The following is an 11,852-nucleotide window of genomic DNA, read 5'->3' as shown; positions in this document are numbered from 1 at the left end:
TCGCCGGCACCCGCGACTGCTCCCTGCAACGCCGCTTCCAGAAACTCGTCGAAGAAGCCCCCGCCCCGTTCCTCACCGACGCCCAACGCAAAGAAATCCACGCCTCCGCCAAAGCCATCTGCCTCGAAGCCGGCTACTACGGCGCCGGAACCGTCGAATACCTCGTCGGCCAAGACGGCCTCGTGAGCTTCCTGGAAGTCAACACCCGTCTGCAGGTCGAGCATCCCGTCACCGAGGAAACCTCCGGCATCGACCTGGTGCTGCAGCAGTTCGCGATCGCCAACGGTGAGGAACTGTCCATCACCGACGACCCCGAACCGCGGGGGCATTCGTTCGAGTTCCGGATCAACGGCGAAGACGCCGGCCGTGGGTTCCTGCCCGCACCCGGACCGGTCACCACCTTCACCGCCCCCTCCGGCCCCGGTGTCCGCGTCGACTCCGGTGTCGAATCCGGCTCTGTGATCGGTGGCCAGTTCGATTCGATGCTCGCCAAACTCATCGTCACCGGAGCCACCCGCGAGGAAGCACTCGCGCGTTCGCGTCGAGCCCTGGCCGAATTCACCGTCGACGGCCTGGCGACGGTCATCCCGTTCCACGCTGCGGTGGTCTCCGACCCGGCGTTCATCGGCGACGGCGACTCCTTCTCGGTGCACACCCGGTGGATCGAAACCGAATGGGACAACCAGGTTCCCCCGTTCACCGCCGGACAACCCCTCGACGACGAGGAACTGCTGCCCCGCCAACAGGTGGTCGTCGAGGTCGGTGGCCGCCGCGTCGAGGTCTCCCTCCCCGGGGAACTCTCCCTCGGCGGCAACGGTGGCGGTGCTGCCGGTGCGGTACGCCGCAAACCCAAGCCGCGTACCCGCGGCGGAGCCGGAGCCGGAGCGGCATCCGGTGACTCCGTCACCGCACCGATGCAGGGCACCGTGGTCAAAGTCGCCGTCACCGAAGGCGACACCGTCGAGGTAGGGGACCTCATCGCTGTCCTGGAAGCGATGAAAATGGAGAACCCCGTCACCGCCCACAAAGCAGGCACCATCACCGGCCTGACCGTCACCGCAGGCGACGCCATCACCCAAGGCACCATCCTCACAGAAATCAAGTAGGGAGTATCCGATGACTGCCCTCGCTGAATCGTTCGACGGTGGTACCTCTCCGGCGCATTCGACCGAGCTCGAAATCGTGTCGACGGTGCTGCGCATGGCGTCGGCCGCGCGGGTTCGTCTGGCGGAGGCACTGGACGCACAGGGGCTGAGCTGGGCGAGGTACGAGGTTCTGGAACTCGTGTGCAGGCGAGGGCCGACGTCGTACAGCACATTGTCGCGAGAGTTGGTGCGGCACAGAACAAGCATCACCGCGACCACCGCGAGCCTGGTGGACGCGGGACTGCTGGTGCGAAGCGTCAATCCGCGGAATCGGCAGCAGTACTTGGTCGAGGCCACCGACTCGGGGCACCGTGCTGTGACGCGCGCCGAGCGCGCACTCGAGCGCGCCCGAGCTCGGATGGCGGTCGATGCGGACTCTGCCCAGACGCTCGAGGTCCTGCGGGGGATAGAGAAGCAGTGGAACGGTCGGCACTGATCGGCGATTGACCACAACGGCGCGCCTGGTGTGATTCGAGTACCCCTGGGTTGATACCCCCAGGGGTACTTGCATACCCCCTTGGGTATATGCGAAGGTGGGCACGTTCGGTCGCTCGGGGTTCCCTCTGCCCCGATCGATACCCCCACCCGTATAGGAGAACCATGTCGCTGCGCGATGTCGAAGTTCTTCGTCCACCGGATGATCGGCCTGTGGCCGAGCCTGGCGTGCTCGGCCGCGCGGGCGGCGCGATGGTGACGCACCGACGATGGGTGTTCGGCGTGTGGCTCATCGCGTTGATCGGCCTCGGTTCGTTTGCGCCCTCGGTCTTCACTTCCCTGGCGGGGGCGGGGTGGCAGGCGAACGGATCCGAATCCGTTCAGGTTCGAGAATTGGCCCAGCAGCATTTCGGCGGCAACTCCTCCGCGGCGGTGCAGGTGGTGGTCCACTCCGATGCAGCACCCATCACCGATCCCGCCGTCCAGGCGGTGATCGTCGACGTGTCCGACGTGTTCGCCGGTGACACCAGATTCGGAGATGTCGTTGCGCCGCAACCGGGTACGACCATCAGCCCGGACGGCCGAACCGGCATCGTCATCGCGGGGGCGAACGGCACCACCGACGAGATGGTCAAAGCCGTCGACGATGTGAAAGAGCGATTGACCGGGCTCTCGGGCGACGGAATCGAGGTGTATCCCACCGGCTCGTCGGCACTGTGGTCGGACTTCAACAAGGCGAACCACGACGCGATGATCCAAGCCGAATTGTTCTCCTGGCCGGTCACATTGGCGATCATGGTGCTCGCGTTCGGCTCACTCGTCGCCGCCGGCTTGCCGCTGCTGCTCACCGTCGCCGGACTCGTCGCCTCCGCGGGTGGTCTCGTTCTGCTCAACGGCGTCACGCCCATCTCGGTGTGGGCCATGAATTTCGCGATGATGTTCGCCCTCGCGCTCGGAATCGACTACGCGCTGTTCGTCGTCGCTCGATTCCGCGACGCGCTGCGTCACGCCGACCCCAGGGGTGCTGTCGCCGAAACCATGGACACCGCAGGCAAAGCCGTCGTATTGTCCGGTCTGACGGTGTTGGTGAGTCTGTCCGCTGTACTGCTCGTGCCCGCGCCCGCGGTGCGCACCATGGCTGTCGGGATAATGCTGGCCGTCGCCTTCGTGCTGCTGGCGACCATGACACTGCTGCCTGCGGCATTGGGGGCGCTCGGACCCAAGGTCAACGCCGCATCGTTGCCGTACGCCAAGCGTCAGGAGCATCGATCCCCGAAGTTCGCAGCATGGGGTGAGTTGTTGCACAAGCACCCGTGGCCGTTCGCCGTTGTCTCCGTGGGAATTCTGATCGCCCTGGCACTCCCGGTGCTCGGTTTGAAGGTGGCGATGCCGTCCATCGCCGTGGTGCCGGAGGATGCACCGGTGCGGCAGGGTTACGAGCTGGTGCAGGCCCAGTTCGGCCCGGGTGCACCGGGTTCGCTGCAGATCGTCGTGCCCGACGCGGATGCTGTCGGCACCGCTGAGGCGGCAGCTCGAGTCGAGGGGATCTCGATGGTGACTCCGCCGCAGGGTGCGACCGATGGATCGGGATATGCACTGCTGCAGGCAATTCCGTCGGTCGATCCGTCCGACGAGGCGATGGGCTCGATTCTCGATGATCTGCGCGCCGCTCTGACCGACTCCGCGCTCGTCGGAGGAGCGCCCGCGGAGAACCTCGATTTGCAGCAGGCCTTGAACGATTACCTGCCGATCGTCGTCGGGATCATCCTGGTCCTCGGATTCGTGCTGCTTCTGGTGGCACTGCAGGCCCCGCTGATCGCGCTGCTCGGCACGCTGGTGAGCCTGCTGTCCACTGCCGCAGCCTTCGGCGTCGCCAAGTTGACCTTCCAGGACGGCCACGGCGCATCACTGCTCGGTTTCACCCCGCAGGGATTCCTGGACGGCTGGGGTCCGGTGTTCTTCTTCGCGATGATCTTCGCCATCGCCATGGACTACACCGTTTTTCTGCTGGCCACCGCCAAGGAGCACTACGAGCGCACCGGTGATTCCAAGGTGGCCCAGGTCGACGGCTTGGCTCACTCGGGACGAGTCATCTTTGCCGCCGCAGCGGTGATGGTGGCAGTGTTCTTCACATTCGCACTGTCGGATCCGCTGCCCCCGAAGGAGATGGGCATCATCCTGGGCGTTGCGGTACTGCTCGACGCGTTCCTGGTTCGACTCGTCCTGCTACCGGTCCTGCTACGGCTGACCGGACACGGCGCGTGGTGGTCGCCTGCATGGCTACGTGCCGTCCTGCCCTCCATCCGCTTTTCTCACTGACGCACAATTTTCGAGGAGACTCCATGAACATCGCATTGTCCACCACACTGACCGATACCGATTTCGACACCGCGATCGACAGCACGAAGAGAGCGCTGTCGGAGCAGGGTTTCGGAGTCCTCACCGAGATCGATATGCAGGCGACCCTGAAGGCGAAGCTCGGCGAGGACATGGAGCGCTACACGATCCTCGGTGCATGCAACCCCGGACTGGCTCACCGTGCGGTCGGTGTCATGAAGCAGATCGGTTTGCTGCTGCCGTGCAACGTGGTCGTGCGTGACGACACGGCAACCTCGGGATCGGTGATCGTCGAGGCGATGAACCCGGCCATCATGGTCGAGGTCACCGGTGAGCCGGAATTGGCCGCGGTCGCCGCGGACGCGACAACCAGGCTGGAGGCGGCCATCGCTGCTCTGGGCGGACGTGGATCCAGCCCTGCCTGATGCCCCCGGGGGTACCATCTTGGTTTCGACACCAACACCACCGAGGGGATCGACATGATCGGCGACGACGACAGCATCGCACTGGTACTCAACCGACTCAAGCGCGCGCACGGTCAGCTTGCCGGCGTCATCGGGATGATCGAGAACGGTCGCGATTGCAAGGACGTCGTCACCCAGCTTGCTGCTGTCTCGCGTGCACTGGACAAAGCCGGGTTCAAGATCGTGGCGACGGGTCTGCGTGAGTGCATGACGGGTGAGAGCGCTGGCGGCAAGGAGCCGATGACCGAGGCGGAACTCGAAAAGTTGTTTCTGGCGTTGGCCTGACGAGGCTCCGAAGTGAACATGCGGTGTCCGAGCCGACAGATTCGGGCGAATACTTGACTTGGTCCAGAAAGCCGGACGATACTGGCTGCGTGATGCCGATCTCGCCGCATGCGGAGCAATTGCGCACTGCCGATATGCGCGTGACCCGTCCCCGGGTCGCGGTGCTCGAGGTCGTCGAAACCAACCCGCACGCAGATACCGACACCATTCTCGGGCTCGTGCGATCCATGCTGCCCGAGGTGTCGCGGCAGACGGTCTACGACGTCCTCAATGCACTGACGGTTGCGCGCCTGGTTCGGCGGATCGAGCCGGCGGGTTCGCCCGCGCGGTACGAATCGCGCGTCGGCGACAATCACCATCACGCCGTGTGCCGCTCGTGCGGCGTCATAGCCGATGTCGATTGCGCAGTCGGCGAGACGCCGTGTCTCACGGCATCGGACTCCGTCGGTTTCACCATCGACGAGGCGGAGGTCATCTACTGGGGCCTCTGCGCACAGTGTTCGGCAGCTCGCGAGCAGCCGGCGGTTCCCGTTCAGTTCCCTCCCCGGTCTCGAACACAGCAGAGTTCGTGACCACCGATCACAGCCCGATCGTCATACCTTGGAAGGAAGCACGTGTCTGAAGACCACGTAACACGCGAAAAAGAGATGAACGAGGATCAGCCGCAGGAGGGTGGCGGCGGCAAGTGTCCGGTCATGCACGACTCGATGCCGACGCCCGTCGAAGGCGGAAGCAACCGTGAGTGGTGGCCCAAGTCGCTGAATCTGAAGATCCTCAAGAAGAACCCGGCAGTCGGCGACCCCATGGGCCCCGACTACGACTACGCAGCCGAGTTCAACTCTCTCGATCTCGCCGAGGTCAAGCGTGACATCGAAGCCCTGATGACGAACTCGCAGCCCTGGTGGCCTGCCGACTTCGGTCATTACGGCCCCTTCTTCATTCGCATGGCATGGCACGCAGCCGGCACGTACCGCAAGCAGGACGGACGCGGCGGTGCCGGAGCGGGCATGCAGCGCTTCGCTCCCCTCAACAGCTGGCCCGACAACGCGAGCCTGGACAAGGCTCGGCGCCTCATCTGGCCGGTCAAGCAGAAGTACGGCCGCAAGCTCTCCTGGGCCGACCTGATCGTGCTCACCGGCAACGTCGCCATCGAGTCCATGGGTCTGCCGACCTACGGCTTCGCCGGCGGACGCGTCGACGCCTGGGAGCCGGACGAGGACGTCTACTGGGGCCCCGAGCAGACCTGGCTCGGAGACGAGCGCTACAACGGTGACCGCACGAGTCTCGAAAACCCCTTGGCCGCAGTGCAGATGGGCCTGATCTACGTCAACCCCGAAGGCCCCAACGGCAACCCCGATCCCGTGCAGTCCGCGTTGGACATTCGCGAGACCTTCGGCCGGATGGCCATGAACGACATCGAGACCGCGGCACTCGCCGTCGGTGGACACACGTTCGGTAAGACACACGGCGCAGCGGACCCCGACGAGCACATCGGTGCCGAGCCCGAGGGTGCCCCCATCGAGCAGATGGGCCTGGGCTGGAAGAACAGCTACCAGAGTGGTGTCGGCGCAGATGCGATCACCAGTGGCCTCGAGGTCATCTGGACCCCCACGCCCACCCAGTGGGACAACTCGTTCCTCGAAACCCTGTACGGGTTCGAGTGGGAGCTCTACAAGAGCCCTGCCGGTGCACACCAGTGGCGCCCCAAGAACGGCGAGGGCGCAGATCTCGTTCCCGACCCCGCCGATCCCTCCAAGCGTCGCCACCCGTCGATGCTCACCTCCGACATCGCGATGCGCGTCGACCCGATCTACGAGCAGATCACCCGGCGGTGGCTCGACCATCCCGAGGAGCTCGCAGAGGAGTTCCAGAAGGCATGGTTCAAGCTCACCCACCGCGACATGGGCCCGGTCTCGCGGTACCTCGGCCCCGAGGTTCCGGCGGAGCCCCTGCTCTGGCAGGACCCGATCCCGGCCGTCGATCACGAGCTGATCGGTGACGCACAGGTCGCCGAACTGAAGCAGGCCATCCTCGGATCCGAACTGACTCAGGAGCAGCTGATCTCGGCTGCGTGGGCGGCAGCGTCGTCGTTCCGCATCAGTGACAAGCGCGGCGGTGCCAACGGTGGCCGTCTGCGTCTGCAGCCGCAGGCCGGCTGGGAGGTCAACGAGCCCGACGAGCTCGCACAGGTCATCCGCGTCCTCGAAGGAATCCAGCAGTCGTTCTCCGGAACGGTGTCCTTCGCCGACCTCGTGGTGCTCGGTGGCGTCGCTGCCGTCGAGCAGGCCGCCAAGAACGCCGGCGTCGACGTCACGGTTCCCTTCACCCCGGGCCGCATGGATGCCACGCAGGAGAAGACGGACGTCGACTCGTTCTCCGATCTGGAGCCCAAGGTCGACGGTTTCCGCAACTTCCTCGGCAAGGGCCAGAAGCTGCCGGCCGAGTTCAACCTGGTCGATCGCGCAAACCTGCTCTCGCTCAGTGCGCCCGAGATGACCGTGCTCGTCGGTGGTCTGCGCGTGCTCGGCGCGAACTACAAGCAGTCGTCGCACGGCGTCCTGACCGACAAGGTCGGCACGCTCACCAACGACTTCTTCGTCAACCTCCTCGACATGGGCACCGAGTGGGTTCCCACCGCGGAGGAGGGCATCTACGAGGCCAAGGATGCCGCGACCGGTGAGAAGAAGTGGACCGGAACTCGTAACGATCTGGTCTTCGGCTCGAACTCCGAATTGCGCGCTCTCGCAGAGGTGTACGCCTGCGACGACGCCAAGGAGAAGTTCGTCCGTGATTTCGTCGCTGCCTGGGACAAGGTCATGATGCTCGATCGCTTCGAACTGAGCTGAATCGGGTAGTTCACACAACACCCCGCGAACCTGTGGTTCGCGGGGTGTTGTGCTGTGGCAGAGAATTATCCGATCAACGCTGCGACATAGCTTTCGCGGCCGCCTTGATGGCCCGTCGGATTCGGGGATAGGTACCACATCGACAGACGTTCTCGATGGTGTCGATGTCCTCGTCGGTCGGGTCGGGGATGCGCTTCAGCAGTGCGACAGCAGCCATGATCTGGCCCGGCTGACAGTAGCCGCACTGTGAGACGTCCTCGTCGATCCAGGCTTGCTGCACCGGATGGAGAACATCGCCGTCCGCGAGTCCTTCGATGGTCGTGACTTCTTTGTCGACGGCATCGGAGACCGGTGTGACACAGGGGAGTACCTCCTCCCCGTCTAGATGGCTCGTGCAGGCGTGACACACGCCGATGCCACACCCGTACTTGGGGCCGCGAACACCGAGTTCGTCGCGCAGGGCCCAGAGCAACGGCATGTCGCCGGGTAGGTCGACCGACACCGCGACCCCGTTGACGACGAACTTCTGTTCAGCCATGGATCCTCATTTCGGGAACGGTTCGAAGTCGACGTCGAACAGGATCGGGAAGCTGGTGGGGGTGGTACCGGTGGCGCGTGCGTACGCGTTGGCCACTGCGGCGGCTGCAGCGGGCACTCCCAATTCTCCTGCGCCACCCGGGTTCTCGGTGGTGGGCGGCATGATCACCACCCGTACATCCGGTGGTGAATCGCGTTGGCGGGCATAGTGGAACTGCGAGTAACTACCTTCGAGTGGCAGCCCCTGCTCGTAGTGCAGTCCGGCTCTGAGGGTGGTCGAGATGCCGTCCATCAGACAGCCGATCATCTGGGCTTCGAGACTGCGGGGGTTGACCACGCGGCCGACGTCCACGACTATGACGGCTTTTCTCACGCGCGGCGCTCGCGGGTCCTGCGCGTCGATCTCGACGAGATATCCGGCACTGGAACCGAACTCGGCATGGAACCCGATGCCCTGCGCCCGGCCGGGGCCGAGGTCTGCACCCCAGTTGCCCTCCGCGGCGAGCGTATTCAGCACATCACGGTGGCGGTCGCTCGCCACCGCCCCTATGCGTAGCTCCAGCGGATCGGTATCGAGGGCGTCGGCGATACGATCCACCATGATCTCGGCCGCTGTACGTACCGTTCCCGAGAACACCGATCGCCAACTGCCGGTGGGCATCTGGACCGGTACCTCGACGAGGGTCCTGATGCTGCTGTCGGTGAACGAGTACGGGTCGCGGGTGCTGTGGAACAGCGTCTGAGAAATCAGCGGGGACGGGGCCAATGCGTCGGTGACGAGGTCACCGAAACCGCCGTCGAAATCGGTGCACACTGCGGCTACGCGCTGCTCCCAGGAAATCACCGTGCCGCGGGCGAGGACCGCGTCGAACTTGGTGTGCACCGCGGGCCGGGCTCGGCCGTGCCGCATGTCGTCCACCCGTGACCACATCAGCCGCACCGGTTTGCCCATCGCTCGCGAGATAACGGCGGCCTCGAGTGGGCCGTCCAAGTAGAGCCGCCTGCCGAACGAGCCGCCGCCGTTCATCACGTGGGTGGTGACCCGATTCAACGGAATGCCCAGTGTCAGAGCGATCTTCTGCCCGGCGTAGTTGGGGAGCTGCATCGATGCCCAGACGTCTGCGCAGTCGGATCGCACGTCGGCGACTGCCGAATTGGTCTCCATCGCGGCATGCGAGACGGGAGCGAAGTCGAAATCGACGTTCAGTTTCGTTTCGCCCGGCAGCTCGGGCCTGCCTACTCCGCCGAAACCCGTGAACGCCGGGGTGCTCCGCCGAAGCCTGTCCTGGATGGAATCGGTGGACTCGTCGTCGATGGTTCCGGCGTTCCATGTGACCACCGCGGCGTCCTTCGCCGCGAGCGCGTATCCGAAGGTGCGCGCCATGATGGCGACCCCGGTGGACACGACGGCAACATCGATGACCCCTGGCATCGCTCGCAAGGCCGCCTCGTCCACCGAGGCAACGGTTCCGTTGATCGTCGGTGGGCGTCGGACGACGACAGGCATGGCGTCGGGCACGTCGAGATCGAGCGTGTAGGTGAGCCGACCGGTGACGATCGCGCGAGCATCCTGGCGCGTGGTCGGTGTGCCGACGACCGTCAGATCTTCCTCCGACTTCGGGTCCACCGCCTCGAAGCGCAGTTCCGGGGCCGCGGCAGCGGCTGCCAGCTCGCCGAAGTGTGCCGACCGTCCGTCCGGTGCCATGACGACACCGTCGACGATCCTCAGCGTGCCGACGTCGGCACCCCACCGATCGGCGGCAGCGCGCAGCAGCCGCGCTCGTGCCGTCGCACTGATGGATCGAACGGGCTCCCAGAGAGACTGGATGGAGTTGGAGCCGCCCGTGTAGTGGTTTCCGATCAGTTCCTGCCGGCCACGTGAGAGTGACACGGCGGTCTTGTCGAGAGAAGTGTCCAGCTCTTCCGCTATCAGCATCGCCACCGAGGTGGTCAGTCCCTGTCCGATCTCGGCACGGGGCAACGCGCAGTGCACAGAGCCGTCCCCGCGCACCTCGAGGATCACCAGATTCGAGTCGGCGGGAATCGCGGTGAGGACCTGATCGGGCTCACCGTCGGTGCCGGCCGGTTCCGCGGACGCGGTGGTGCGTGTGACGAGCAGCAACGTGGATCCGGCCACTACAGCGGTGAAGAAGGAACGACGCGATACGGTGCGCCGTCCGGGTGTCGCGTGCGTCACATCGTCCTTTCGGTCGGGCCCGACTTTACCGTCGCCGATCCGACAAACGGCGTACGTCGAGGTTCGGCCGTTCGCGAACCCGAGAATTCCTCGGGCACTTGTCACACGTCACGACGGTGCCACCTCGGTGGCCGTTATGGATTCGTTACCTTTTGTTGCCCTATCGTGATATTGCCTCCAGATCCGCTGACATGTCCGAACGGCAACATCGGTGACATGGAACCAGACAACGCGGCGGTCGGACCCGCACAGGACGCACGCGACAACACTGCGACGAGTGGCCAGAGCTTCGGATCCTTCCTGGAGATGTTTCAGAGCGCGTCGACGACGAACTCCGAGCGCGACCGCTGAATCGCGCAATGCGGAAGTGACCTCTGCACCGAGTTAGCGTGACGGTATGCAGTCACCGATCACCCGCTACCTCGAATCCGTCCTCGACGATTGCCGACACCTCGACGGCGGGGCAATCGCGGAGGGTAACGCCGAACTCGAGCGAGCAGACCCGGAGACCTTCGCGGTGGCCCTTGCGACCGTCGGCGGATCGGTCTATGCCGCAGGTGATTGCAATACCGGATTCTCGATCCAGTCCATCTCCAAGGCCCTCGCGTATGCGTTGGCCGTCGAGGACAACGGACTCGAACGAATGCTGGAGGCCACCGACGTCGAACCGTCCGGCGATTCGTTCAACGAGATCTCGCTCGAACGCGCCACGGGTCGACCGCGCAATCCGCTGATCAATGCAGGAGCACTCGCTGTGCACTCGATGATTCGGGGGAACTCGGCGCAGGAGCGTGCCGATCGCATCAGGGACTTGCACAGCCGCTGCGCTGGAAGGCAGTTGAGCACCAACACGTCGGTCTACGAAGCCGAGATCGAATCGGACGACCGCAACACCGCGATCGCCTACCTTCTGAAATCCGTCGGAATTCTCGCAGCCGACCCGGCCGAGGTGGTCGACGGCTACGCCCAACAATGTTCGGTGGACGTCAACTGCGTGGACCTGGCCACCATTGCGTCGGTGATGGCCAACGGGGGAGTCGATCCCATCACCGAGGAACGGTTGATCGACGGTGCGGTCAATCGTCACGTGCTGTCGGTGATGTCCACCTGCGGGATGTACGACGGATCGGGGAGTTGGGTTGCGGCGGTGGGTATTCCGGCCAAGAGCGGGGTGGCTGGTGCGATCGTCGGTGTGCTTCCGGGGCAGGTCGGGTTGGCTGTGCTGTCGCCCAAGTTGAACGAGCACGGAAACAGTGTGCGAGGAGTCGCCGTGTTCGAGCGTCTCTCTCGGGATCTCGAATTGCACATGATGCATGTGGCACCGAGTGGTACGTCGGCCATTCGTGAGGTGACGGGTGAGGACGCGACGATCGTGCAACTGCAAGGTGACCTACGTTTCGCCGGAGCCGAGTCGGTCCTGGCCACCTTGGCCGAGGGCATCGACGCCCATCACCGAATCACCCTCGATCTGAACCATGTTCGCGCGATGGACGACGTGGCACGTCGGCTTCTCGAGGACGCAGCCGCCGGTCTGCGCGAGGACGGACACGACGTCGACATCGATGATCCGCACGGACTGATGGCAGTACTCGAACTCGACTGATCG

At 64.7% G+C, this 11,852-nt stretch carries 11 protein-coding genes; 9 read left to right on the top strand and 2 right to left on the bottom strand.

Annotated features, from left to right (window positions below):
• The 7 genes from O4220_RS26030 to katG all read left to right on the top strand — a co-directional run.
• Positions 1 to 1,106, top strand: a 1,106-nt coding sequence (locus tag O4220_RS26030) for a biotin/lipoyl-containing protein (RefSeq protein WP_269608439.1), incomplete at its 5' end; no start/stop codon positions are given.
• Positions 1,107 to 1,116: 10 nt separating this feature from the next.
• A complete protein-coding gene (locus tag O4220_RS26025) occupies positions 1,117 to 1,581 on the top strand; it encodes a MarR family transcriptional regulator (RefSeq protein WP_269608438.1) in 465 nt (154 codons plus the stop codon).
• A 164-nt stretch (positions 1,582 to 1,745) separates the two neighbouring features.
• On the top strand, positions 1,746 to 3,899 hold the full coding sequence (locus O4220_RS26020) for an MMPL family transporter (RefSeq protein WP_420030469.1): 2,154 nt from the start codon (positions 1,746 to 1,748) through the stop codon (positions 3,897 to 3,899).
• 23 nt (positions 3,900 to 3,922) lie between these two features.
• Positions 3,923 to 4,342: a DUF302 domain-containing protein gene (locus tag O4220_RS26015; RefSeq protein WP_269608437.1), complete on the top strand. Its 420-nt coding sequence runs from the start codon at positions 3,923 to 3,925 to the stop codon at positions 4,340 to 4,342.
• Between the two features lie 54 nt (positions 4,343 to 4,396).
• Entirely contained in the window at positions 4,397 to 4,666 is a 270-nt protein-coding gene (locus tag O4220_RS26010; protein WP_269608436.1) for a metal-sensitive transcriptional regulator, read from the top strand.
• 92 nt (positions 4,667 to 4,758) lie between these two features.
• Entirely contained in the window at positions 4,759 to 5,238 is a 480-nt protein-coding gene (locus O4220_RS26005; protein ID WP_269608444.1) for a Fur family transcriptional regulator, read from the top strand.
• Between the two features lie 42 nt (positions 5,239 to 5,280).
• Positions 5,281 to 7,512 (top strand): catalase/peroxidase HPI, encoded by a 2,232-nt coding sequence (katG, locus tag O4220_RS26000; RefSeq protein ID WP_420030468.1) that lies wholly within the window; start codon positions 5,281 to 5,283, stop codon positions 7,510 to 7,512.
• A 73-nt stretch (positions 7,513 to 7,585) separates the two neighbouring features.
• On the opposite strand, the gene O4220_RS25995 is transcribed toward katG, so the two are convergent.
• Both O4220_RS25995 and O4220_RS25990 read right to left on the bottom strand, forming a co-directional pair.
• On the bottom strand, positions 7,586 to 8,050 hold the full coding sequence (locus O4220_RS25995) for a (2Fe-2S)-binding protein (RefSeq protein ID WP_269608435.1): 465 nt from the start codon (positions 8,048 to 8,050) through the stop codon (positions 7,586 to 7,588).
• A gap of 6 nt (positions 8,051 to 8,056) precedes the next feature.
• Positions 8,057 to 10,246, bottom strand: coding sequence for a molybdopterin cofactor-binding domain-containing protein (locus O4220_RS25990; protein WP_269608434.1), 2,190 nt, complete (start codon positions 10,244 to 10,246; stop codon positions 8,057 to 8,059).
• Between the two features lie 216 nt (positions 10,247 to 10,462).
• On the opposite strand from O4220_RS25990, the gene O4220_RS25985 reads away from it, so the two are divergent.
• Positions 10,463 to 10,597, top strand: coding sequence for a hypothetical protein (locus O4220_RS25985; RefSeq protein WP_269608433.1), 135 nt, complete (start codon positions 10,463 to 10,465; stop codon positions 10,595 to 10,597).
• 46 nt (positions 10,598 to 10,643) lie between these two features.
• Positions 10,644 to 11,849 (top strand): glutaminase A, encoded by a 1,206-nt coding sequence (gene glsA / locus O4220_RS25980; protein WP_269608432.1) that lies wholly within the window; start codon positions 10,644 to 10,646, stop codon positions 11,847 to 11,849.
• The last annotated feature ends 3 nt before the right edge of the window (positions 11,850 to 11,852 follow it).

Origin of the sequence: Rhodococcus ruber (genome assembly GCF_027270735.1) — a bacterium.
Classification (GTDB): Bacteria; Actinomycetota; Actinomycetes; order Mycobacteriales; family Mycobacteriaceae; genus Rhodococcoides; species Rhodococcoides rubrum_A.
Note: the sequence above shows the minus strand (reverse complement) of the source record. Positions and strands in the feature narration are given on the sequence as shown.